This is a genomic window from Streptomyces sp. NPDC005811 (assembly GCF_040630405.1).
In the GTDB taxonomy this organism is placed as follows: Bacteria; Actinomycetota; Actinomycetes; order Streptomycetales; family Streptomycetaceae; genus Streptomyces.
The window spans coordinates 16,082-40,603 of the sequence record NZ_JBEXXK010000038.1; the positions used below are offsets into that span (position 1 = coordinate 16,082).

19 protein-coding genes are annotated in these 24,522 nt (G+C 72.7%); all 19 read left to right on the forward strand.

Features of this window, described 5'->3' with window-relative positions:
- Nucleotides 1-28 precede the first annotated feature (28 nt).
- Genes ABZ490_RS33715 through rfbC form a run of 19 tightly spaced genes read left to right on the forward strand, consistent with a single transcriptional unit; the run spans nt 29 to nt 24,512 of the window.
- Nucleotides 29-1,345: a nucleotide sugar dehydrogenase gene (locus tag ABZ490_RS33715; RefSeq protein WP_358998741.1), complete on the forward strand. Its 1,317-nt coding sequence runs from the start codon at nt 29-31 to the stop codon at nt 1,343-1,345.
- Complete coding sequence (locus ABZ490_RS33720) at nt 1,302-2,606, forward strand: glycosyltransferase family 4 protein (protein WP_358998744.1); 1,305 nt, start codon at nt 1,302-1,304, stop codon at nt 2,604-2,606. The genes ABZ490_RS33715 and ABZ490_RS33720 overlap by 44 nt, the downstream gene beginning before the upstream one ends.
- Nucleotides 2,596-3,969: a Wzz/FepE/Etk N-terminal domain-containing protein gene (locus ABZ490_RS33725; protein ID WP_358998747.1), complete on the forward strand. Its 1,374-nt coding sequence runs from the start codon at nt 2,596-2,598 to the stop codon at nt 3,967-3,969. Before ABZ490_RS33720 ends, ABZ490_RS33725 begins: the two co-directional genes overlap by 11 nt.
- Nucleotides 3,966-5,489, forward strand: coding sequence for a Wzz/FepE/Etk N-terminal domain-containing protein (locus ABZ490_RS33730; RefSeq protein ID WP_358998749.1), 1,524 nt, complete (start codon nt 3,966-3,968; stop codon nt 5,487-5,489). The genes ABZ490_RS33725 and ABZ490_RS33730 overlap by 4 nt, the downstream gene beginning before the upstream one ends.
- 3 nt (nt 5,490-5,492) lie before the next feature.
- Nucleotides 5,493-7,427 carry an asparagine synthase (glutamine-hydrolyzing) gene (gene asnB / locus ABZ490_RS33735; RefSeq protein ID WP_358998752.1) on the forward strand — a complete coding sequence of 645 codons (1,935 nt, stop codon included), beginning with the start codon at nt 5,493-5,495 and terminating at the stop codon, nt 7,425-7,427.
- 17 nt (nt 7,428-7,444) lie between these two features.
- Nucleotides 7,445-9,625: a bi-domain-containing oxidoreductase gene (locus tag ABZ490_RS33740; RefSeq protein ID WP_358998755.1), complete on the forward strand. Its 2,181-nt coding sequence runs from the start codon at nt 7,445-7,447 to the stop codon at nt 9,623-9,625.
- Nucleotides 9,622-11,553 (forward strand): alginate lyase family protein, encoded by a 1,932-nt coding sequence (locus ABZ490_RS33745; RefSeq protein ID WP_358998758.1) that lies wholly within the window; start codon nt 9,622-9,624, stop codon nt 11,551-11,553. The genes ABZ490_RS33740 and ABZ490_RS33745 overlap by 4 nt, the downstream gene beginning before the upstream one ends.
- 40 nt (nt 11,554-11,593) lie before the next feature.
- A complete protein-coding gene (locus ABZ490_RS33750; protein WP_358998947.1) occupies nt 11,594-13,093 on the forward strand; it encodes a right-handed parallel beta-helix repeat-containing protein in 1,500 nt (499 codons plus the stop codon).
- Between the two features lies 1 nt (nt 13,094).
- Nucleotides 13,095-14,345, forward strand: coding sequence for an O-antigen ligase domain-containing protein (locus ABZ490_RS33755; protein ID WP_358998761.1), 1,251 nt, complete (start codon nt 13,095-13,097; stop codon nt 14,343-14,345).
- A gap of 2 nt (nt 14,346-14,347) precedes the next feature.
- Nucleotides 14,348-15,556: a glycosyltransferase gene (locus ABZ490_RS33760; RefSeq protein WP_358998763.1), complete on the forward strand. Its 1,209-nt coding sequence runs from the start codon at nt 14,348-14,350 to the stop codon at nt 15,554-15,556.
- A complete protein-coding gene (locus ABZ490_RS33765) occupies nt 15,553-16,788 on the forward strand; it encodes a class I SAM-dependent methyltransferase (protein ID WP_358998766.1) in 1,236 nt (411 codons plus the stop codon). Before ABZ490_RS33760 ends, ABZ490_RS33765 begins: the two co-directional genes overlap by 4 nt.
- Nucleotides 16,785-17,570, forward strand: a complete 786-nt coding sequence (locus ABZ490_RS33770) for a glucose-1-phosphate cytidylyltransferase (RefSeq protein ID WP_358998769.1) — start codon at nt 16,785-16,787, stop codon at nt 17,568-17,570. Before ABZ490_RS33765 ends, ABZ490_RS33770 begins: the two co-directional genes overlap by 4 nt.
- Complete coding sequence (locus ABZ490_RS33775) at nt 17,567-18,214, forward strand: PIG-L deacetylase family protein (protein ID WP_358998772.1); 648 nt, start codon at nt 17,567-17,569, stop codon at nt 18,212-18,214. Before ABZ490_RS33770 ends, ABZ490_RS33775 begins: the two co-directional genes overlap by 4 nt.
- A 3-nt stretch (nt 18,215-18,217) precedes the next feature.
- A complete protein-coding gene (locus tag ABZ490_RS33780; RefSeq protein ID WP_358998775.1) occupies nt 18,218-19,243 on the forward strand; it encodes an NAD-dependent epimerase/dehydratase family protein in 1,026 nt (341 codons plus the stop codon).
- The gene (locus ABZ490_RS33785; protein ID WP_358998778.1) at nt 19,231-20,514 is read left to right on the forward strand and encodes a DUF4910 domain-containing protein; all 1,284 of its coding nucleotides are present in this window, start codon (nt 19,231-19,233) and stop codon (nt 20,512-20,514) included. Before ABZ490_RS33780 ends, ABZ490_RS33785 begins: the two co-directional genes overlap by 13 nt.
- 5 nt (nt 20,515-20,519) lie before the next feature.
- Complete coding sequence (locus ABZ490_RS33790; RefSeq protein ID WP_358998781.1) at nt 20,520-21,818, forward strand: hypothetical protein; 1,299 nt, start codon at nt 20,520-20,522, stop codon at nt 21,816-21,818.
- Nucleotides 21,815-22,762 (forward strand): glycosyltransferase family 2 protein, encoded by a 948-nt coding sequence (locus ABZ490_RS33795; protein ID WP_358998784.1) that lies wholly within the window; start codon nt 21,815-21,817, stop codon nt 22,760-22,762. Before ABZ490_RS33790 ends, ABZ490_RS33795 begins: the two co-directional genes overlap by 4 nt.
- Nucleotides 22,759-23,976: a polysaccharide pyruvyl transferase family protein gene (locus tag ABZ490_RS33800; RefSeq protein ID WP_358998787.1), complete on the forward strand. Its 1,218-nt coding sequence runs from the start codon at nt 22,759-22,761 to the stop codon at nt 23,974-23,976. Before ABZ490_RS33795 ends, ABZ490_RS33800 begins: the two co-directional genes overlap by 4 nt.
- A complete protein-coding gene (rfbC, locus tag ABZ490_RS33805; protein WP_358998790.1) occupies nt 23,973-24,512 on the forward strand; it encodes a dTDP-4-dehydrorhamnose 3,5-epimerase in 540 nt (179 codons plus the stop codon). Before ABZ490_RS33800 ends, rfbC begins: the two co-directional genes overlap by 4 nt.
- Nucleotides 24,513-24,522 lie beyond the last annotated feature (10 nt).

The following is a 24,522-nucleotide window of genomic DNA, read 5'->3' on the forward strand; positions in this document are numbered from 1 at the left end:
AGTGCCTGCCCTGGGGGAGGAACGAGTCATGAAGGTCAGCGTTTTCGGGCTCGGCTACGTGGGCTGCGTGTCGGCCGCGTGCCTGGCCAGCATGGGGCACGAGGTCGTCGGGGTCGACGTCAACCAGGTGAAGGTCGACCTGGTCAACGACGGCAAGGCCCCGGTGGTCGAGGAGCGGATCGGCGAACTCATCGCCGACGTCGTGCGGACCGGCGCGCTGCGCGCCACCCGCGACGTCCGCGAGGCGGTCATGGACAGCGAGGTGTCGCTGGTCTGCGTGGGCACCCCGTCGGAGCCCAACGGCAGCCTGTGCACCACGTACTTGGAGCGGGTCACCGAGGAGATCGGCGCGGCGCTGGCCGAGCGCGGTGGACGGCACACCGTCGTGTTCCGCAGCACCATGCTCCCGGGCACCTGTCTGAACCTGCTGGTGCCGATCCTGGAGAAATACGTCGGCGGCACCGCCGGCGTGGACATCGGGGTCGCGGTCAACCCGGAGTTCCTGCGCGAGGGCACCAGCGTCAAGGACTTCTTCGACCCGCCCAAGACCGTCGTCGGCGAACTCGACGCGGCCAGCGGCGACACGGTGCTGGCGCTGTACGACGGCCTGCCCGGCGAGCGGTTCCGGGTGCCGATCCCGACGGCCGAGGCGATCAAGTACGCGGACAACGCCTTCCACGGCCTCAAGATCGGGTTCGCGAACGAGCTGGGCGCGGTGTGCCAGGCGCTCGGGGTCGACTCGCACCAGGTGATGGACGTGTTCCTGGCCGACCGCAAGCTGAACATCAGCCCCGCCTATCTGCGGCCCGGCTTCGCCTTCGGCGGCTCCTGCCTGCCCAAGGACCTGCGCAGCCTGGTCCACGCGGCCCAGCGGGCCGACGTCTCGGTGCCGATCCTGTCCCATGTGCTGCCCTCCAACTCCGACCATCTGCAACGCGCGGTGGAGCTGGTCGAGCGCACCGGCAAACGCCGGGCGGGCCTGTTCGGGCTGTCCTTCAAACCCGGCACCGACGACCTGCGGGAGAGCCCGCTCGTGGAGCTGGCGGAACGGCTCTTCGGCAAGGGGTACGACCTGAAGATCTACGACGCCAACGTGAGCCTCTCCCGGCTGCTCGGCGCGAACCGCGAGTACATCGAGACCCGGCTGCCGCACCTGGCGCAGCTCCTCGCGGACTCCGTCGAGGAGGTGCTCGACCACGCCGAGGTGTGCCTGGTCGGCACCAGGGACCCGGAGGTGCTGTCGGCGCTGCCGCACGGCGACGGCCCGGTGATCGTCGACCTCATCCGCCTCCCCGACGCCGATGTGCGCCGGGCCGAACCGGGGTACATGGGCCTTGCTTGGTGACACGAACCGGGGCGGGCGGCCGGGCCGGCGCGCGCTGATCCTGGTGGAGAACCTGTCGGTGCCCTTCGACCGGCGGGTGTGGCAGGAGTGCACGACGCTGCGCGACGCGGGCTGGACGGTGGACGTCATCTGCCCGCAGGGCACGAAACGGGACACCGAGGCGGAGGCGGAGATCGACGGGGTGCGGATCCACCGCTACCCGTTGCGCGCCGCCACCGGAGGGCCTGCCGGGTATCTGCGGGAGTACGGCACGGCGTTGTGGCACACCGTCCGGCTGGCCCGCAAGGTCGGCCCGGTCGACGTGGTGCACGCCTGCAACCCGCCCGACCTGCTGTTCCTGCCCGCCCTGTGGCTGAAGCGGCGCGGCGCGCGGTTCGTCTTCGACCAGCACGACCTGGTGCCCGAGCTGTACCTCTCCCGGTTCGACCGCGGCCAGGACCTGCTCTACCGCGGGGTGTGCGCGCTGGAACGGATGACCTACCGGGCCGCCGACGTCGTGCTCGCCACCAACGAGAGCTACCGGGACGTCGCGGTGCGCCGCGGCGGACGCCGGCCGGAGGACGTCTTCGTGGTGCGCAGCGCACCCGACATCGACCGGTTCCACCCCGTGCCGCCCGAGCCGGAACTGAAGCGCGGCAAGCCCCATCTGCTGTGCTACCTCGGCGTCATGGGCCCGCAGGACGGCGTCGACTACGCGTTGCGGGCCCTGGCGAAGCTCCGCGACGAGCAGGGGCGGACCGACTGGCACGCGGTGTTCGTCGGGGCCGGGGACACCTTCGAGGCGATGGTGGAGCTGTCCCGGCGGCTCGGGCTCGCGGAACAGGTGCAGTTCACCGGGCGCATCCCGGACGCCGACCTGGTGCGCTACCTGTCCACGGCGGACGTGTGCCTCTCCCCCGACCCGCACAATCCGCTCAACGACGTGTCGACCATGAACAAGGTCCTGGAGTACATGGTGATGGGCCGGCCGCTCGTCTCCTTCGACCTCCGGGAGGCGCGGGTCTCCGCCGGTGACGCCGCCGTCTACGCGCCCGCCAACGACGAGAGCGAGTTCGCCGGGCTCATCGCGCGGCTGCTGGACGATCCGGAGAAGCGGGCCCTGATGGGCAAGATCGGCCAGGAGCGGATCAGCGGACCGCTGTCCTGGCGCAACTCCCAGCGCTCACTGCTCGCCGCCTACGCCGCCGCGTGCCGGGACCGGACCCCGGTGACGGCACGCGACCCGGATCCGGCAGGGGAAGGCCGCACCTTTGAGCGATGACACCATACGCCTGGTCACGATCGGGCGGATCGTCCGTCGGCGCTGGCGGCTGCTCACCCTCCTCGCCCTGGTGGGTGCGCTCGTCGGCTACGGCGCCTCCGTGCTGTTCCCGCCGCGCTACACGACCTCGGCGTCGGTGCTGCTGCCGGGGACGTGGGAGGAGCGCGAGCTGTTGACGCAGACGGAGGTGGCGACCAGTTCGGTCGTGGTCGACCGCGTGGCCGCCACCCTCGGCTGGCCCGGGGTGAGCGGCAACGACCTGCGGGAGCAGGTCAGCGCCAAGGCCACCGACGGCAACATCATCAAGATCACGGGCACGGCCGAGACACCGGAGCGCGCCCAGCGGCTCTCCGACCAGGTGGCCAAGGAGTTCGTCTCCTACGCCACCCGGATCGCGAGCGAGAGCGCCGACCCCGAGGCGGCGCAGGAGCTCGCCGCGCTGCAGAAGTCGGTGGAGGCCACCAGCCGCCGGATCAGTCAGCTGGCCGACGCGGCCGATCCGGGGCAGACCGTGGAGAGCGTGCAGACCCGCACCGAGCTGGAGAAGCTGCGCACCGCGCTGCGGGAGGCCATCAACACGCTGGAGCAGGCCGACCCGGCCGAGGACGAGGCGAAGAACATGGTCGTCATGGGGTCGGCGGCCCGGCCGACCGGCGAGGCACCGCCGACGCGGACGCAGCTGATCGCGGGCGGAACGCTGCTGTTCCTGCTGTGCGCGGTCATCGGGCATCTCACCGCCGCGCGGATGAGCCGCCGGCTGCGCGGCGAGGCGGAGATCACCGCCGCGCTGGGCTCGGCGCTGGTGGGCACGGTCGACGTCCCCGTCGAACGGCCCGGGCACCGGCCGGACGGCCGGGGTCCGCGCTGGCTCCGCCGGCTGCTGGGCCTCGACGTCCGGTGGGACCTCCCGGCACCGCAGTCCTCCGGCGACGAGGCGAGCAGGCGGATCCGCTACCGGCGGGTGTGCTCCCGGCTGCGGGACCAGCAGCCGGCTCCGCGGCGGCTGCTGGTCGTGTTCCCCGAGGGGGACGAGACCGCCCGCCGGGCCGCCGGGCAGCTCGTCGTCGAGGCCGGGGGCGATCCGCTGCTGCGCGCGGTGGCGGTCCCGGTGTCCCGGCCGATGGTGCCGGACCGCGAGCACGAGTCCGGTGCCCTGGTCGTGGTCAGCGCCGGCAGCTGGACCGCGGGGGAGCTCGCCGGCCTCGCGGAGGCGTGCGCCGACGCCAAGCACGCGGTCGTCGGCGTCGTCCTGGCCGGTCCGGTCCGTGCGACGCGGCCGTCCGACCGGCCCCGGCGGGCCGCGGTACCGGCGCTCGCGGAGTTCGACGGTGAGCTGGACGAAGCGACGGGGGTCACAGGGTGACGACGAGTACGGCCGCGGAGTCGTCGGCCGCCGCTCCGCTGATCGATCTGCAGGTCCTGGTGGCCGCGGTGCGCAGAAGGCGCCGTCTGTGGTGCTCCCTCGCGCTGCTGGGGCTGCTCGCCGGCGCGGCGGTGGCGTTCCTGCTGCCGCAGCCGCCGACCGCGGTGACCAAGGTGCTGGTGGCGCACGAGGAGGACCAGCCGAACGACCCCGGAACGCTGATCCGCACCGATGTCGCGCTGCTGCAGACCACGCGGATCGCGGGCACGGCCCTGAAGTCCCTCGGGTCGCAGGAGAAGGCCGAGGACTTCATGAAGGACTACAGCGGTCTCGGACTGACCAACAACGTCCTGCAGATCACCGTCACCGGGGACAGCGACGCACAGGCGGTGGCCCGCGCCAAGGCGCTGGCCGACGCGTTCGTGGCGGACCATGTACGGCGGATCCAGGCGTCCGCGCACGCCGAGGCCAAGGCCCTGCTCGACCAGCGTGACCAGCTCAAGGCCCAACTGACCCAGGTCAACAAGGCGATCGGGGACGGCAGCGGGGAGAGCGGGCCGGAGTCCTCGGCGGACCTGGAGTCGCTCTACGCCCGCCGGGCCGAACTCACCTCGCAGATCACCGACTTCGGCCAGCGTGCCGCGGAGGCGAGCATCGGCACACCGCGGCTCGTCGCCGGCACGCAGATCGTGGACTCCCCGCAGCTGGTGCGGCAGTCCCTGCCGAAGACGGCGGCCACCGACGCCGGGATCGGGCTCTTCCTCGGGCTCTTCCTCGGGCTCGCGGTGGCCGCGGTCGGCGCGGTGGTGGCGGACCGTCCCGTGCTGCGCCGGGAGATCGCCGGGAACCTCGGCGCCTCGGTCATCGCCGAACTGCCCCACCGGCCGGCGGGGCGGTGGCAGCGCCGCCGGGTCCGGGCGGCCCGCGAGCGGCTCACCACCTCACTGGCCCGTGCCGTGCGCGGCGCCGCGGAACCCGTGTCGCTGCTGGAGCTGGGCTGCGCGCGCAACGCCTGTGTGATCGCCCTGGACCTCGCGAGGGCGCTGGCGGCGGACGGGCGGCCGGTGGTCGTCGTCGACGGTCTGCCCGGACCGCAGCTCTCGCGCCGCCGCCCGAAGCCGGGCGACCCCACCGTGGTGGGCGGCGAGCGCGCCGAGGCCGTGTCGCCCCAGGAACGCCGGCTCGGCGTCGGCTCGGTGGCGCCCGGCACGGCGTGGACCGACCTGCAGTACCTCGGCACCCGGACCGTGCTCGTCGTGCGGGCCGGACACGGCAGCGCCGCATGGCTGCACACCGTGGCGCGGCAGCTCGCGGACCAGCGCATCCCGGTGATCGGTGTGGTGCTGATCGACCCCGATCCGCGTGACCGGACCGACGGCACGCTGTGGGACGGACTGCACACCGCGTTGCGCGGCCAGAGCGAGCGGCCGGCCCGGCCGAAGGGGACGCTCCCCCGGCGGGCGGAACGGCTGCCCCTGTGGGCGGCGCGGGTCCCGGACAGCGACCAGGAGGCTCAGTAGGACATGTGTGGCATCGCAGGAGCTTACCGATGGCCGGACGGGAAGGCGGTGACCGACCGGCTCACCGACACCCTCGCCCACCGCGGTCCGGACGGGGCGGGCCGCTACAGCCACCCCGTCGGTGACGGCGAGGTGCACCTCGGGCACCGCCGGCTGTCCATCATCGACCTGTCGGAGACCGGCGCCCAGCCGATGGCCTCGGGCGGCCTCGTCCTGACGTACAACGGCGAGCTGTACAACGCGCCCGAGCTGCGGGCCGAGCTGGAGGGCACCGGGGTGCGCTTCCGCGGGACCTCCGACACCGAGGTGCTGCTGGAGGCCTGGCGGCGCTGGGGCACGGACTGTCTGCCCCGGCTGCGCGGCATGTTCGCGTTCGGGGTCTTCGACGAGCGCACCGGTGAGCTGGTGCTCGCCCGCGACCAGCTCGGCATCAAGCCGCTGTTCCTGCTCCGGCGGGGCGACGGTCTGCTGTTCGCCTCCGAGCTGAAGGCGCTGGCCGCCGTGACGGGCGGCTCGTTGCAGGTGGACCCGGCGGCGCTGGTGGCGTCGCTGCTCTACTACTGGGTGCCGGACTCGCGGTGCGCGTTCCGCGAGGCGGAGAAGCTGCCGCCGGGGAGCTGGCTGCGGCTGCGGCCCGACGGCCGGGTGGAGCGCGGCCGGTACTGGAACCTCCGGGACGTCGCCGCCGAGGGCCGGGAGCGGGCCCGCAGCGGTGACCTGCCGGACATCGCCGCCGTCGTCGAGGAGTCGACCCGGCGCCATCTGCTCTCCGACGTCCCCGTGGCGACCTTCCTCTCCGGCGGTCTCGACTCCAGCTATCTGACCGCGCTGGCGGCCCGGGACCGGCCCGGGATCTCCGCCTACACGATCGGGTTCCGCGCCGAGGACGCCCGGTTCGAGGCGATGCCGGACGACCTGCGCTACGCCCGGCAGGTGGCCGAGCGGTTCGGCGTCGACCTGCACGAGATCGAGATCGCTCCGGACGTGCTCGATCTGCTGCCGCGGATGACCCATTACCTGGACGAGCCGATCGGCGACCCCGCCGCGATCAACACGTTCCTGATCTGCTCGGCCGCCCGGGAGGCCGGGGTGAAGGTGATGCTCTCCGGGATGGGCGCCGACGAGCTGTTCGCCGGGTACCGCAAGCACCTGGCCAACAAGATCGCGCTGCGCTACCAGCGGGTCCCGCGTCCCCTGCGGCGCGGTCTGTCCTCGGCCGTGGACCGGCTGCCGGTGGCCTCGGCGCGCCGGGGGTACCGGTCGGTGCGCTTCGCCAAGCGGTTCCTCTCCTTCGCCGATCTGCCGGAGGAGACCGCGTTCCGGCGCAGCTACACGCTGTACGACCAGGAGGAGCTGCTCGCCCTGATCGATCCGGACCTGGCCGGGACGGTCGACGACGTCCTGACCGAGCACGCGGACGTCTACGAGGACAACGACCTCGACGACTTCGTCAACCGCATGTGCCTGGGCGACGCCCGGATGTTCCTGCCGGGCCTGAACCTCGCCTACACGGACCGGTCGAGCATGGCCGCGTCGACCGAGGTGCGGGTGCCGTACGTGGACGTCGAGGTGGTCAGGGCGGCGTTCGCCGTGCCCGGCGACCGCAAGATCGTCGGACGGCAGGGCAAGGCGGTCCTGAAGGAGGCGGCCTGCTCGATCCTGCCGCGGGAGATCGTGTACCGGCCCAAGGGCCTGTTCAGCGCCCCGCTGCGGGCCTGGATGAGCCGGGATCTGGCCCCGCTGGTGCGCGAGGTGGTCAACGACGGCGAGCTGGTCCGGTCCGGGCTGCTGCGCCGCGAGGCGCTGGCGCGCATGGTCGCCGAGGACGCCGCCGGGCAGCGGGACTTCTCCAAACATCTGTGGCATGTGCTGACCCTCGAGTACTGGTATCGCGGCGCGACCTCCGGAGCCGGCCAGCACTCTCCCGTGACGGCGTAGAGACAAGAGGACTTCGGGTGAAACAGGTCGTACAGAACTACAAGAGCGGCGAGCTGGCCCTGCTCGACGTGCCGGTGCCGGGGTGCAAGCCGGGCGGGGTGCTGGTCCGCAGCGCCTACTCGCTGATCTCCACCGGGACCGAGCTGATGAAGGTGTCCGAGGCCGGCATGTCGATGCTGGGCAAGGCCCGGTCCCGGCCGGACCAGGTGGCCAAGGTCGTGCAGAGCGTGGCCACCAACGGGGTGCCCGCCACCTACCGCAAGGTGATGGGCAAGCTGGACTCCTACACGCCGCTGGGCTACTCGCTGTGCGGGGTGGTCGAGGAGGTCGGCGCCGGGATCGACGAGGTGAAGGTCGGCGACCTGGTGGCCTGCGCCGGCAACGAGCACGCGCTGCACGCCGAGCTGAACTGGGTGCCGAAGAACCTCTACACGCGGGTGCCGGACGGCCTCGATCCGCGGCACGCGGCCTTCGGCACCGTCGGGTCGATCGCGCTCCAGGGCGTCCGCCAGGGCGAGTCACGGCTCGGCGAGGTGGCGCTGGTCATCGGTCTCGGGCTGATCGGACAGCTGGTGGTGCAGCTGCTGTCCGCCTCGGGGGTCCGCGTCGTCGGGGCCGACCCCGACCCGGTGCGCTGTGAGCTGGCCGAGCGCCTCGGCGCGGCGGCCTGCGGCGATCCCGCGTCCTCGGCCGTGGAGAACGCCGTCGCCGAACTCACCGGCGGTCACGGCGTCGACCAGGTCTATCTGGCCGCCGGCGGCGGCAGCAACCAGCCCGTCGAGCTGGCCGCCCGGCTGAGCCGGGACCGCGGCCGGGTCGTCGACATCGGCAAGTGCCGGCTGGACCTGCCGTGGAACGCGTACTACGAGAAGGAGCTCGACGTCCGCTTCTCCCGCTCGTACGGCCCCGGGCGCTACGACCCGTCGTACGAACTCGAGGGGCGGGACTACCCGATCGGCTATGTGCGCTGGACCGAGCGGCGCAACCTGGCGTGCTTCCTCGATCTCCTCGCCCTCGGCCGCGTCGACGTGGAGCCCCTGATCTCCCACGTCGCCGACTTCGACGACGCCGTCGAGACGTACGGGCGGCTGAAGGAGGGCGAACTGAAGGCCGTGGCCGTGCTGTTCCGGTACCCCGGGCACACGGTCGAGGCCGAGGCCCCGGCGGTGACCCTGCCCGCCGTGCCCGCGGTGGCCGGGAAGCCGGCACCGGTCCGGGCCGCCGGGAAGCCGGTGCGGCTCGCGTTCGTCGGCGCGGGGAACTACGCGACGTCGATGCTGCTGCCGCACCTGGCGGGGCGCGAGGGTGTCGAGCTGTCGACGGTGGTCACCACGACGGCGCTGTCCGCGGCCAACGCACAGCGCAAGTTCGGCTTCGCCGGCGCGACCACCGATCTCGACGCCGTCCTCGGCGACCCGTCGATCGACGCGGTGTTCGTGGTCACCCGGCACAGCTCGCACGCCGACCTGACCCGCAAGGCGCTGCTGGCGGGCAAGACCGTCTTCGTGGAGAAGCCCCTGGCGCTGACCGAGGACGAGCTGGCCGGGGTGCTCGCGGCGGTGGAGGAGTCCGGCAACGACCGGCTCCAGGTGGGCTTCAACCGCCGGTTCGCGCCGCTCCTGACGGAGGCCAGGGAGCAGTTCGGCGCCCGGTCCGGGCCGGCGAGCCTGCGGTACCTGGTCAACGCGGGACGGCTGGAGCACGGCAGCTGGTATCTGCAGCAGGGTACCGAGGGCTCGCGGTTCGCCGGCGAGGGCGGCCACTTCATCGACACGGCGAGCTGGCTGCTGGAGGCCGACCCGGTCTCGGTGTACGCGGTCGCCACGCCCGGCACCGAGGACCTCCAGGTGCTGCTGCGCTACCCGGACGGGTCCACCGCCACCGTCAGCTACGTCAGCACCGGCGCGCCCGGGTTCCCCAAGGAGACGCTGGACCTCGTGGCGGACGGCAAGGTGCTGCGGCTCGACGACTTCGTCCGTGCCTCGGTCCACAGCCGCAAGCGGTGGGTGAGTTCGCGGCTGCCCAAGGCCCGGGACAAGGGCCAGTCCGCCGAACTGGCCGCGTTCGTCAGGGCCGTGCGGACCGGCGGGCCGATGCCGGTGCCGCTGGAGTCGCTGGTCGCCACCACGGCGGCCACCCTCGCCGTGCAGGCCGCTCTGGCCGCCGGTGTGCCGGTGACGCTGGCGGGGGCGCGATGACCATGAGCGCGGGCTGGTACCTGCGGCGGCTGTCCCGGATGGGGCCGCGCGAGGTCGGCGGCCGGGTGACCGACGCGGTGCGCAGGCGGCGGTGGCGGTCGGCGCCGCCGGCCGGCCCGGGCGTGACCGGCGACGCCCTGTTCACCTCCGTCCTGCCCGCGGGGGCGATCGCCGCGGTGCCGCCGGACGCCGCGAAACGCCTCGTCGCCGAGGCGGACCGGCTGATGGAGGGGCACGGCGGGTTCTTCGGGGTGGACCGCGACGACCTGGCCGACCCGGACTGGTGGTACGACCCGAAGACCGGGCGACGGGCGCCGGCGGGGTACGCCTTCGACGTGCCGTACCGCGACGAGGACACGGTCGGGGACATCAAGCAGATCTGGGAGCCCTCCCGGCACCAGTACCTGACCCGGCTCGCCGCCGCCTACGCGGTCACCGGGGACGAGCGGTACGCCGAGCGGGTGGCCGCGCACCTGCGGTCGTGGTGGGCGGCCAACCCGCCGCTGCACGGGGTGCACTGGACCAGCGGCATCGAGCTGGGGATCCGGCTGCTGTCCTGGGTGTGGATCCGCCGGCTGCTCGACGGCTGGCCGGGCGCGGCCGCCCTGTTCGAGGACAACCCGGTGGCGCTGGACCAGATCTGGCACCACCAGCGCTGGCTGGCCGCCTTCCCCAGCCGGGGGTCCTCGGCGAACAACCACGTCATCGCCGAGGACGCGGGGCAGTTCGCCGCGGCCTGCGCGTTCGGCTGGTTCCCCACCTCGGCGCGCTGGCGGGCCGACGCGCTGCGGTCGCTGGAACGGCAGCTGCGCGCCAACACCTTCCTCTCCGGTCTCAACCGCGAGCTGGCCACCGAGTACCACGGACTGGTGCTGGAGCTGGGCCTGGCCGCGCTGGCCGAGGCGGACGCCGCCGGTGTGCCGGTCCCCGCGACGGTCCGGCTGGTGCTGCTGCGGATGACCGACGCGCTCGCGGCCGTAGTGGACAGCCGGCTGCGGCCGCCGCGCCAGGGGGACGCGGACGACGGGCACGGTCTGGTCGTGGACGGCGCGGGCACCGACCGCTGGGGCTCGCTGCTGGCCACCGGGGACGCGGTGTTCGGCCGGCTCGCCTGGTGGCCGGAGGTGCCCGGCACCGATGTGCGCACCCCGCTGCTGGCCTCGCTGATCAAACCCACGGAACTGTCGGTGACCCGTCCGGCGGACCGGCCGGCCCACTTCGCCGACGCGGGCCTGACGATCCTGCGCGGCCCGGGCGGGATCTGGTGCCGCTGCGACGGCGGTCCGCACGGCTTCCTGTCCATCGCCGCGCACGCCCACGCGGACGCGCTGTCCGTGGAGGTCCGGCACGACGGGGTCGACGTGCTCGCCGACCCGGGGACGTACTGCTACCACGGGCAGCCCGAGTGGCGGCGGTACTTCCGGTCGACGCTCGGCCACAACACCCTGCAACTGGACGGCGCCGACCAGTCCGTCTCCGGCGGCCCGTTCCTGTGGACCCGGCAGGCCCGCACCCGTGTCCTGGTCGCGGACCCGGCCCGCTGGTGCGCCGAGCACGACGGCTACGAGCCGTCCGTGCACCGCCGCCAGGTGGAACTGACGTCCGAGACCGGGGAGCTGAGGATCGTCGACGAGGTGCGCGGCCCGCGCCGGGCCGTGCGGCTGGCGTTCCACCTCGGCCCGGCGGTCACCGCGGACCTGACGGGGAACCGGGCGCGGCTCACCTGGACCCGGGACGGCGAGGACCGCTCCGCGGTGCTCGACCTGCCCGAGGGGCTGGACTGGCGGGCCCACCGCGGTGAGAGCGAGCCGCCGCTGGGCTGGTACTCCGCCGGCTTCGGACGCAGGGAACCCGCCACCGCGCTGGTCGGCACCGGCGTCACGACCGGCACGCAGGGGTTCACCACCGTACTCGGGTTCCACGGTTAGGCAGGGGGGAGGACGCGTGGGGATCACGTGGCGGCACCGGATGTGGCCGGCCGCACCGCTGGTGCTGGCGCTGCTGGCGGCGACCGGCTGTGACAGCGGTACGACGGACGCGGCGCCGAAGCCGACCTCCGCGCCCTCCGGATCGGTGGCCCGGGTGTGCGCCAAGGCCCCGGCCGGACCGGCGAAGGCGCCGGCGGGCGCGGTGACGGTCGACCCGGCGGTGCCCGGCGACCTGGCCGCGAAGACCGAGAGCAGTCCCCCGCGCACCACCTTCTGGCTCCGGCCGGGCAAGCACACGCTGATGTCGGACCGCTACGACCAGGTGACCCCCAAGGAGGGGGACGTCTATCTCGGCGCGCCGGGCGCGGTGCTCGACGGCCGCAGGAGCAACCAGTACGCGTTCGGCGGCGACGCCTCCGACGTCACGATCCGCTATCTGACGGTGCAGGGGTTCGCCGCGCCCCGGGACGAGGGCGTGGTCAACCACGACTCGGCCGACGGCTGGGTGATCGAGCACACGAGGATCCAGAAGAACTCCGGCGCCGGGCTGATGGCGGGTGCCGGCCAGCGGGTCCGCGCCAGTTGTCTGCGCGACAACGGCCAGTACGGCATGAACGCGTACAAGGGCGGCGGCGCCCTGCGTGATCTGGTGGTCGAGGGCAACGAGATCGTGGGCAACAACACGGACGACTGGGAGCAGCGGCGGCCGGACTGCGGCTGCACCGGAGGCGTCAAGTTCTGGGCCGTCGACGGCGCGGACGTACGCGGCAACTGGGTGCACGACAACCGCGGGACCGGGCTCTGGGCGGACACCAACAACAACGACTTCCTGATCGAGAACAACCTGATCGAGAACAACGACGGTGCCGCGCTCATCTACGAGATCAGCTACAACGCGGTCGTCCGGAACAACACGATCCGGCGGAACAACTGGGTGGAGGGCCGCGCCTACGCCGCCGCCGGCGACACCTTCCCGTTCGCGACCGTCTATGTGTCCGAGTCCGGCGGTGAACCGCGGGTCCGGGCCCGCACGGACAAGATCGAGATCTATCGGAACGTGCTGGAGGACAACTGGTCCGGGATCACCCTGTGGGAGAACGCCGACCGGTTCTGCAACAGCCCCGCCAACACCTCCTCCGGTGACTGCACGCTGCTGGTGAAGAACACCGGCCGCTGTGTGCAGCCGGCGATCGCCAGGGCGCCGCTCTACTCCGACTGCCGGTGGAAGACCCAGCGGGTGGACATCCACGACAACCGCTTCGTGCTGGACAAGTCCGTCCTCGACTGCACGGTGAAGTGCGACCGGATGGCGGTGCTGTCCAACTACGGCACCTATCCGGACTGGTCGCCGTACCAGGGCGAGCGGGTGGCCGAGGCGATCACCGAACAGCAGGACAACCGCTGGCACGACAACGTCTACGTCGGCCCGTGGACCTTCGTCGTCCACGACGCGAGCCGGACGGTCGGCTTCAAGCAGTGGCGGGGCGCGCCGTACCGGCAGGACGCGGGCAGCACCCTGCGCGCAGGGGACGGTGAGTGAGATGAGGGCGCCGGACACCGGCACGGATCACACGCCGAAGATCGTCGGGGCGGTCTGGGGGCTGCTCGTCCTCAACACCCTGGGCTCCGCCGGGGCGCGGACCATCGTCCCGCTGCCCCGCTCGCTCATCCAGATGGTCACCATGGGCTCGCTGGTCGCCGCGTTCGCGCTGGCGCTCCTGGTCAACCCCCGGGTGCGGGTCCGGGCCAGCGCCTACGTCCTCCTGCTCACCCTGCTGCTGGTGCCGAGCCTGATCTCCAGCGTGAGCCAGGGGGCCGGGTTCGGCGCGCTGTTCCGCTGCACCCGGCTGGCGCTCTTCATCGGCACGCTGTGGCTGCTCAGCCGCTGGTGGGACGGCGGCACGACGTTCGTCCGGCACCACATCCGGATGTACTTCGCGGTGCTCACGACGGTGGCCGCCGGCCTGGTCGTCTCCCCGGGCGCCGCCCTGCCCGATCTCTACGGCGGGCGGCTGGTCGGCGCGTTGTGGCCGCTCACCCCGCCGCAGATCGGACAGTACGCCGCGGTGATCATCGGACTGACCGTGCTGCTCCTGCTGGGCCGGCGGACCGACCGGACCGGTGCGGCGGTGGTGATCGTGCCGTCCCTCGTCCTGCTCGCGCTGACCCACACCCGGACGGCGACGCTCGGCCTGATCATCGGGCTGGTGCTGGCGATCGGCTCGCTCGTGCTGACCAGCGCGGCCGCCCGCCGGTTCTTCACCTGGACGGTCGTGTGCGCCGCGGTGGCCGCGGTGGGGTTCAGCTCCGCGCTCCAGGCGTGGTTCCTGCGCGGGCAGAGCCAGGAGAACTTCGCCAGCCTGACCGGCCGGGCCAAGGTCTGGCACGCCCTGCTGGCGGCGCCCCGGACGACCACGCAGTACCTGTTCGGCACGGGCCTGGGCGACAAGTCGTTCGGCGGGCTCCCGATCGACAACAGCTGGCTGGCCGTCTACAACGAGCAGGGCGTGACCGGCATCGCCCTGGTGGCGGCGATCATCGTCGTGCTGGGCGGTGTCGCGCTGCTGCGGCCGCCGTCGCTGTCGAGGGCCTGCGCGATCTTCCTGATCAGCTACTGCGCGATCGCGTCGTACACCGAGGCCGGGCTGGGCGACGCCTCGCCGTATCTGCTGCATCTCGCCCTGGCCGCCTCGCTGCTGGCGGCCCCCGTCGAGCCCGCTCCCCCCGGGGCGGAGCCCGGCGTCCCCGGACCACGCGTACCGCGAGGGGTCCAGAGATCGGAGGTGACCTGAGCATGCACGTTCTCGTGGTGCACAACCGCTACGCCTCGGCGCAGCCCAGTGGGGAGAACAAGGTCGTCGACCAGGAGGTGGCGCTGCTGCGCGGGGCCGGCCACCGGGTCGAGGTGTTCGAGCGGCGCAGTGACGACATCGCCGCCCGGTCCCTGCCGGGCAAGGTCGCCATACCGCTGCTGGTGCCGTGGAACCCGGCGGTCCGCACGGAGCTGGCCGCCCGGCTGCGCGCCGAACGGCCGGACGTGGTGCACGTCCACAACGTCTTCCCGCTCCTGTCGCCCGCGGTGCTGGCCGCCTGCGCCGACGCCGGGGTGCCCGCCGTCGCCACGCTGCACAACTACACCCAGGTCTGCCCGCCCGGCACCCTGCAACGGGACGGCCGGCCGTGCACCGAGTGCGTCGGGTCCACGCCGCTGCCCGCCGTGCGCCACGGCTGCTACCGGGGCTCCCGGCTGGCGACGGTGCCGCTCGCGGTGAGCCTGTCGGTCAACCGGCGGCGGTGGTGGTCCGGCGTGGAGCGGTTCCTGTGCATCTCCGCGGCGCAGCGCGAGGTCCTGGTGCGGGCCGGTCTGCCGGCCGGGCGCCTCACGGTGAAGCACAACTTCGTGCCCGAACCCGGCGCCCGCAGAGAGGGCGCCGGGGAACATCTGCTCTATCTCGGCCGGCTCGCGGAGGCCAAGGGCATCCGGCTGCTCATGGCCGCCTGGGACGAGATCGCCGCCGGGGGCGGGGTGGGCGTGCCGCTGGTGATCGCCGGTTCGGGTCCGCTGGAGCCGGAGGTGACCGCCTGGGCGGCGGGCCGGGACGACGTCCGGTACGTCGGTCTGTACGACCAGGCGGCGTGCCGGCGGGCGATCGCGCGGTCGGTCGCCGTGGTGGCTCCCTCGACCTGGCTGGAGGCGTTCGGCCTGGTGGTCGTGGAGGCGATGGCGGCCGGGGTACCGGCCGTCGCCGCCGGTCACGGCGCCTTCGTCGAGCTCGTCGAGGACGGGGTGACCGGGCTGCTGCACCGGCCGGGCGAGGCCGCCTCGCTCGCGTCCTGTCTGCGCCGGATCGCGGGCGACGGGGCCCGCAACCAGGAGATGGGCCGGGCGGCCCGGAGCCGTTACGAGCAGGGCTTCAGCCCGGCCGTCGGCCTGGAGCGCCTGGTGGAGGAGTACCGCACCGCGATCGCGGGTCGGACGGAAGCAATGGGGGGCAGTAGATGACACGATGCCGACTCTGCGGCTCGGCGACGCTGGCGAGCGTCGTCGATCTCGGGGCGACGCCACCGTGCGAGAGTTTTCTCGCCGCCGACCAACTGGACCGACCGGAACCGACGTACCCGCTGCATCTGCGGGTCTGCACCGACTGCTGGCTCGCGCAGATACCCCCGCTGATCACACCGGAGGAGACGTTCAGCGAGTACGCGTACTTCTCCTCCTTCTCGACCTCCTGGGTGGAGCACGCGCGCACGTTCGTCGCCGGCGCCGTGGAGCGGGTGGGGCTCGGCCCCGACGCGTTCGTGGTCGAGGTCGCGAGCAACGACGGCTATCTGCTGAGGCATGTGGTGGACCGGGGGATCCGCTGCCTCGGCGTCGAGCCCTCGGTGAACGTGGGGGCCGCGGCGCGGGAGGCGGGTGTGCCCACGCTCACGGCGTTCCTGTCGCCGGAGACCGGCGCGGCCGTCCGCGCCGAGCACGGCCCGGCCGACCTGGTCGTGGCCAACAACGTGTACGCGCACATCCCGGACGTGGTCGGGTTCACCCAGGGCCTGCGCGCCCTGGTCGCCGACGACGGCTGGGTCTCGATCGAGGTGCAGCACCTGCTGACGCTGATCGAGGAGAACCAGTACGACACGATCTACCACGAGCACTTCCAGTACTACACGGTCGCGTCCGCGATCCGGGCGCTGGCGAGCGGCGGGCTCACACTGGTGGACGTCGAGCTGCTGCCGACGCACGGCGGTTCCATCCGGCTGTGGGCCCGCCCGGCCGAGGTGGCCGGCGAGCCGAGCGGGCGCGTGACCGACGTACTGGACCGGGAGAAGGCCGCCGGGCTCCAGGAGCTGTCCGGGTACACCGAGTTCTCCGCCCGGGTGGCCAAGGTGCGCCGGGACCTGCTGCGGTTCCTCGTCGAGGCGGCCGAGCGGGGCGAGACGGTCGTCGGCTACGGCGCGCCGGGCAAGGGCAACACCCTGCTCAACCACTGCGGCATCCGGCCCGACCTGCTCGCGTACACGGTGGACCGCAACCCCTACAAGCACGGCAGGTTCACCCCGGGCACCCGTATCCCGATCCTGCCGCCCGAGCAGATCGCCGTCGACAAGCCCGACTACGTGCTCGTCCTCCCGTGGAACCTGCGGGCCGAGCTGACCGAGCAGCTGTCCTACGTGCACGAGTGGGGCGGCCGGCTGGTCTTCCCCATCCCGGAACTGAGCGTCGTCGAGGTGAAGTCATGAAGGTCGTCCTGTTCTGCGGCGGTTACGGGATGCGGATGCGCAACGGAAGCTCCGACGACGTGCCCAAGCCGATGGCGATGGTCGGCCCGCGGCCGCTGATCTGGCACGTCATGCGCTACTACGCGCACTACGGGCACACCGAGTTCATCCTGTGCCTCGGGTACGGGGCCGACCACATCAAGAACTTCTTCCTCAACTACGAGGAGACGACGTCCAACGACTTCGTCCTGCGCAAGGGCCGGACCGAGCTGCTGTCCACGGACATCGCCGACTGGACCATCACGTTCGCGCAGACCGGCATCGAGTCCCCGATCGGCGAGCGGCTGCGCCGCGTACGCCACCACCTCGACGGCGACGAGATGTTCCTCGCCAACTACGCCGACGTCCTCACCGACGCCCCGCTGCCGGAGATGATCGAGAAGTTCTCCCGGCGCGACGCCGGCGCGTCGATGATGGTCGTACCGCCCCAGTCCTCCTTCCACTGCGTGGAGTTGGGCGAGGACAACCTGGTCGGCGGCATCACAGCGGTGAGCGAACTGCCCCTGTGGGAGAACGGCGGCTACTTCGTGCTCCGCCAGGAGGTCTTCGACCACATCCCGGAGAACGGGGACCTGGTCGCCGACGGCTGCGCCCAACTGGCCAAGCGCGGCCGGCTGGTGGCGCACCAGCACCGCGGCTTCTGGAAGCCGACGGACACGGTCAAGGAGCGGGCCGCGCTCGACGAGGCCTACGCGCGGGGCGACCGCCCGTGGGCCGTGTGGGAGCAGGGGGTTCCCGCGTGATCCGGCTCGGGGCCGGATCCCCGGAGCGGATCGTCGCCGTGGGCGCGCACTGCGACGACATCGCGATCGGCGCCGGCGGCACGCTGCTCGCCCTGTGCCTGGCGCGGCCCGGTCTCCGGGTCGACGCGCTGGTGCTCTCCGGCGGCGGCACCGAACGCGAGCAGGAGGAGCGGGCCGCGCTCGCCGCCTTCTGCCCCGGCGCCGATCTGCGGCTGACCGTGCTCAAACTGCCGGACGGCCGGATGCCCGTGCACTGGGACGAGGCCAAGGCCGCCGTGGAGGAGCTGCGCGAGCGGACCGACCCGGATCTGATCCTGGCCCCGCGCACCGACGACGCCCACCAGGACCACCGCGGCCTGGCGCGGCTGATCCCCACCGCCTTCCGCGACCACCTCGTGCTCGGCTACGAGATCGTCAAGTGGGACGGCGACCTCGGCCGCATGGCGGCCTACCAGCCGCTGTCGACGGAGCTCGCCGAGGAGAAGGTACGGCTGCTCCAGGAGCACTACGCCTCGCAGCGCCACCGGCCCTGGTACGACCGGGAGGCCTTCCTCGGCCTCGCGCGGATCCGCGGCATCGAATGCCACGAGCGATACGCCGAAGCGTTCGCCGTCACCAAACTCACGCTCAACCTGGGGGGTTGAACCATGCGCGTACTGCTGACCGGACACCAGGGCTATCTGGGAACCGTCATGGCCCCGGTCCTCGCCGCCGCCGGGCACGAGGTCGTCGGTCTCGACGCCGGCCTGTTCGCCGACTGCGTCCTCGGCCCGGCGCCCGAGGACCCGCAGGGGCACCGCGTGGACCTGCGCGACGTCACCGCCGAGCAGGTGGCCGGGGTCGACGCGGTGATCCACCTGGCCGCGCTCTCCAACGACCCGCTGGGGTCGCTGGCGCCGGAGCTCACGTACGACATCAACCACCACGCGTCCGTACGACTGGCCCGGCTGGCCCGCGACGCCGGAGTGGGCCGCTTCCTGTACGCGTCCACCTGCTCGGTCTACGGCGCCGCCGGCGGCGACGAGCTGGTCGCCGAGGACGCCCCGCTGCGGCCGGTGACGCCGTACGCGGAGTCCAAGGTGCGCGTCGAGGACGACCTGCACGAGCTGGCCGACGGCGACTTCACCCCGGTGTTCATGCGCAACGCCACCGCCTTCGGCCACTCGCCCCGGCTGCGCGCCGACATCGTGCTGAACAACCTGGTGGGCCACGCCCTGCTGTCCGGTGAGGTGCTGGTGCTCTCCGACGGCACCCCGTGGCGCCCGCTGGTGCACGCCGTCGACATCGCCCGGGCCTTCACGGCCGCGCTGACCGCGCCCCGGGAAGCGGTGCACGACCGGGCGTTCAACATCGGCAGCGAGACCAACAACGTCACGGTGGCCGAGATCGCCGAGCAGGTCGCCGAGGCGGTGCCCGGCTCGCGGGTGAACATCACCGGGGAGAACGGCGCCGACCCGCGGTCGTACCGGGTGGACTTCTCCCGGTTCCGGGCCGCGATCCCCGGCTTCGACTGCGAGTGGACGGTGAAGCGGGGCGCGCTCGAACTCGCCGACGCCTACCGAAAGTTCGACCTGACCCGGGAGGCCTTCGACCAGCGTTTCACCCGGCTCGCCGTGCTGCGCGCGGCGTCCGAGGCCGGCACGGTCGACGACACCCTGCGGTGGCGCCGATGACGACGGCCGGCGAGGAGATGCACGCCCTGGTGGCGCGGCTGTACCCGCTGTGCCGGAGCATCACCGGCGACGGGGTGCGCGCCACCCTGGACATCGTCGGCGAGTACGTCCCGCTCCAGGTGCACGAGGTCCCGACCGGGACGCAGGTGCTCGACTGGACGGTGCCGCAGGAGTGGAACATCCGGGACGCGTACATCGCCGACTCCACCGGCCGGCGGGTCGTCGACCTCGCCGAGTCCAGCCTGCACGTCCTCGGCTACAGCGTGCCGGTGTCGGCGACCCTGCCGCTGTCCGAGCTGCGCGCGCATCTGCACACCCTGCCGGACCAGCCGTCCTGGGTGCCGTACCGCACCAGCTACTACCAGCCGGAGTGGGGCTTCTGCCTGGCCCAGGACACCCTGGACGCCATGCCGGACGGCGACTACGAGGTCCGCATCGACTCCACGCTCGCCGACGGCCACCTCACCTACGCCGAGCACGTGGTCCCGGGGCAGGTCGCCGACGAGGTGATCGTCTCCTGCCATGTCTGCCACCCGGCGCTGGCCAACGACAACATGGCCGGCGTCGCGGTGGCGGTCTTCCTGGCCCGGGCGCTGGCCGAGGAGAACCCGTACTACACCTACCGGTTCATCTTCGCGCCCGGCACCATCGGCGCGATCACCTGGCTGGCCCGCAACGCGGAGCGGGTGGAGCGCGTCAAGCACGGGCTGGTGCTGGCCTGCGCCGGCGACCCGGGCTCCTTGACGTACAAGCGGAGCAGGCGCGGCGACGCGGAGATCGACCGCGTGCTGCGGCATGTCCTGGCCGTCTCCGAACGCCCGCACCGCATCAACGAGTTCACCCCGTACGGCTACGACGAGCGGCAGTACTGCTCGCCCGGCTTCGACCTCGGCGTCGGCTCGCTCACCCGGACCCCGTACGCGGGCTACCCCGAGTACCACACCTCGGCGGACAACCTGGACTTCGTCTCCCCTGAGGCCATGGAGGACACCCTGGCCGTCTGCCGCGAGGCGTTCGGCGTCCTCGACCGCAACCGCCGGTACGTCAACCTCAGCCCCTACGGCGAACCCCAGCTGGGCCGGCGCGGGCTGTACGACGCGCTCGGCGGCCGCAGCGACACCAAGCAGGCCCAGATGGCCATGCTCTGGGTGCTCAGTCTCTCCGACGGCGAGCACAGTCTGCTCGACGTCGCCGAGCGGTCCGGGCTGCCGTTCGACGCCGTCGCCACCGCGGCCGACGCCCTGCGCGGCGCCGAACTGATCAAGGTGTGACGCCGATGACCACCGAGAAGGAGACTCCGCAGCCCACGGCGCCACCGGCCGGATCCGCGAAGCGGGCCCTGGTCGGCCGGCTGTCCTGGGGACTGGCCGACCAGGCGGCCTCCAGCATCTCCAACTTCGCGGTGGGCATCTACGTGGCCCGCTCGCTGGGGGTCACCGCGTTCGGGGTGTTCAGCCTGGCCTGGGTGACCTACGGCGTGGTGCTCAACGTCTCCCGCGGGCTGGCCACCGACCCGCTCGTGGTGCGCTTCAGCGGTGTGCCGGAGGCGTCCTGGCGCGCGGCCGTGGCCAGGTCGACGGGTACGGCACTCGTCGTCGGTACCGCCATCGGCGCGGTGTCCCTGGTGGTCGGACTGGCGCTCGGCGGCCGGCTGGGGCCCGCGTTCGTCTGCCTGGGCGTCCTGTTGCCGGGGCTGCTGCTCCAGGACGCCTGGCGGTTCTCGTTCTTCGCCGCGGGCAACGGGCGCAAGGCCTTCGTCAACGACGTCGTGTGGTGTGTGGCGCTCGTCCCGGCCATGGTGGCGGCGGCCCACGCGGGCACCGTGGCCGCCTTCGTGCTGGCCTGGGGCGCGTCCGCCGCGGTGGCCGCCGCGTACGGCTGCCTCCAGTCCGGCATCCGGCCCCGGCTGACCGAGGCGCGCGGCTGGCTGGGCGAGCAGCGCGATCTCGGCTACCGGTATCTGGTCGAGAACGTCAGCCTCAGCGGCGCGAGCCAACTGCGGGCCTACGGGCTCGGCGCGATCGCCGGGATCGGCGCGGTGGGCGCGGTGCGCGGCGCCGAGCTCCTGATGGGCCCCTTCCTCGCCGTACTGATGGGACTGTCGCTGGTCACCGTCCCGGAGGCGGCACGGGTGCTGCGGCAGGCCCCGCAGCGGCTCGGGACGTTCTGTCTCCTCCTCGGCGGCGGACAGGCCATCGCCGCGCTGCTCTGGGGCGGGTCGCTGCTCCTGCTGCCGGACCGGCTCGGCGAACTGGCGCTCGGCAGCGTCTGGCCCTCCGCCTCGCAGCTCATCGTGGCGATCACCTTCAGCGTCGCGGGCGCCGGCCTCGGCACCGGCGCGGCGGCCGGACTGCGCGCGCTCGGCGCCGCCAGGCGCAGCCTGCGCTCCCAGCTGTTCGCCTCCGTCTGCTATGTCGGCGGCGGCCTCGGCGGCGCGGCGCTCGCCGGCACGGTCGGCTCGGCCTGGGGCGTCGCCGCCGCGACCGTCGGAAGCTCGGCCGTGTGGTGGCTGCACCTGCGGTCCGCTCTGCGTGAGCGTCACTCCAACTCCGTTCCCGAAGTGAGGACTTCATGACCTCCCAACCCAGGCTGACCATCGGCCTGCCTGTCTACAACGGCGAGGAGTACCTGGCCGAGTCGCTCGACGCCCTGCTCGGCCAGACCTACGCGGACTTCGAGCTGGTCATCTCCGACAACGCCTCCGCCGACGGAACCGAGGACATCTGCCGCAAGTACGCCGCGCAGGACGCACGCATCCGGTATCTCCGCCTGCCCAGGAACATCGGCGCCACCCCGAACCACAACCGGGTGTTCGCCGAGTGCCGCGGTGAACTGTTCAAGTGGGCCTCGCACGACGACCTCTACGCCCGCGATCTGCTGCGGCGCTGCATCGAGGCGCTGGACGAGCGCCCGGACGTCATCCTCGCCCACGCCGACCAGGCGGTCATCGACGGCGACGGGCAGGTGAAGGTCCCCTACGAGTACACCCTCGCGACCGACTCGCCGCACGCCCCCGAGCGGTTCCGCAGCATGCTCTTCGAGCCCGGCGGCGACGACTTCTACGGGGTGATCCGCGCCGACGCGTTGCGCCGGGTGAAGCCGATGGACAGCTACCACCACGCCGACCGCACCTTCGTCGCCGAGATCGCCCTGCACGGCCGCTTCCACCAGGTGCCGGAACTCCTGTACTTCCGCCGCGACCACCCCACCCGCGCCGAACGCGCGAACCCCTCCAAGCGCTCCCGGTGCGTCAACCTGGACCCGCGCCGGGCCGGGCCGCTGCACCCGACGCCCCGGCTGCTCGCCGAGTACGTCTGGGGCTTCGCCTCGGCGATCCACCGGGCGCCGCTCTCCCCGGCCGACCGGCGCGCCTGCTACCGCCACATGGCCGCCTGGATGACCAGCCGGGTCCGGCCGGGCGCCGGTGAGCGGGTCGAGGACCGCGCCCCGGTCGACCCGGCCAAGCTGACCGTCTCCGTCGACGCCCTCGTCGCCGGCCGTGAGGGGAGGCGGCCGTGAGCGCCGCCCGCGTCGGCCTGTTCGGCCTGCTCGGCTCCGGCAACCTCGGCAACGACGGATCGCTGGAAGCCCTCCTCGGCTATCTCCGCACCGAGCACCCGGACGCGGAGGTGGACGCGCTGTGCGGCGGACCCGAGGCGGTGACGGCCAGGTTCGGGATCCCCGCGACCCGGCTGCACTGGAACCGGGCGGAGTACCGGACCGCCTCCCGTGTCGGCTCGGTCGCCTCGAAGGGGCTCGGCAAACTCGTCGACGTCTTCCGCACCGCCGCCTGGGTGCGCCGGCACGACGTGGTGATCGTGCCCGGCATGGGCGTCCTGGAGGCCACCCTGCCGCTGCGCCCCTGGGGCTTCCCGTACTCGCTGTTCCTGCTCTGCGCGAGCGGCCGGCTGACGCGCACCCGGATCGCGCTGGTCAGCGTCGGCGCCGCCGAGATCAAGAGCCGCCCCACCCGGGCCCTGGTCCGCTGGTCGGGACGGCTCGCCGCGTACCGCTCGTACCGTGACGGACAGTCCCGCGACGCGATGCGGGCGATGGGCGTGGACACCGCGCGCGACGAGGTCTACCCGGACCTCGCGTTCTCCCTGCCGGCACCGGAGTCCGGCGCGCCCACCGGCACGCCCGGTACCGTCTGCCTCGGCGTCATGGACTTCCACGGCGGCAACGACGACCGCGCCCGGGCCGACGAGATCTACGGCCGCTACCTCGACGGGACGATCACGTTCGTCCGTACGCTGGTCGAGGAGGGCAGGCCGGTCCGGCTGCTCACCGGCGACACCTGCGACGAGGCGGTGGTTTCCGCGATCCTCGACGCGGTCCGCTCACCGCTGGTCACCGCGGCCCGACCGGCCTCCCTGGCCGACCTGATGGACGAGATGGCCGCCGCCGACTCCGTGGTGGCCGTCCGCTACCACAACCTGATCTGCGCGCTGAAGACCGGAACCCCCGTGCTCGCCCTCTGCTATGCGGCGAAGAGCGACGCGCTCATGGACCGGATGGGCCTCGGCGCGTACTGCCACCCGGCCCGCGAGGTCGACGCCGACCGGCTCCTCGAACAGTTCCGGGACCTGGAGAAGCACGCGGCGGAGCTACGGCGGACCCTCGCCGAGCGGAACCGGACCGCCGTACGGCAACTCGCCGAGCAGTTCGCCGCGTTGACCACGACCCTGTTCCCGGCGCGCGACCACGCCCACGCACCACGGAAGGCCTCATGAAAGCGACCGAAGTCCCCGAGATCGCCGGCGCGTACCTGTTCGAGCCGACGCCGTACAGCGACGAACGCGGCTTCTTCTGCCGCACCTTCGACGCCGACGTGGTCCGCTCGGTGGGCCTCGACCCGGACGCGTTCGTGCAGGACAGCCTCTCCCGCTCGGTCCGGGGCGTGCTGCGCGGGCTGCACCTGCGCTCCGGCGCCGGCGAGGCCAAGCTCGTGCGGTGCTCGTACGGGCGGATCTTCGACGTCGTCGTGGACCTGCGGCCGGACTCGCCGACCTACCTGGGCCGGGGGTTCTTCGAGCTGTCCGGCGACACGCAGGTGACCCTGTACATCCCGGCGGGGTGCGCGCACGGCTTCCAGGCGCTGACCGAGACCGCCGACACCTCGTACCGGATCGACCGCCCGCACGATCCGGCCGAGGACGTGACGATCGCCTTCGACGACCCGGAGCTGGCCATTCCCTGGCCGCTGCCGGTCACCTCGATGTCCCAGCGGGACCGGGAGGCGCCGAGCCTCGCCGAGGTCCTGAAGTAAGAAAGAAAGT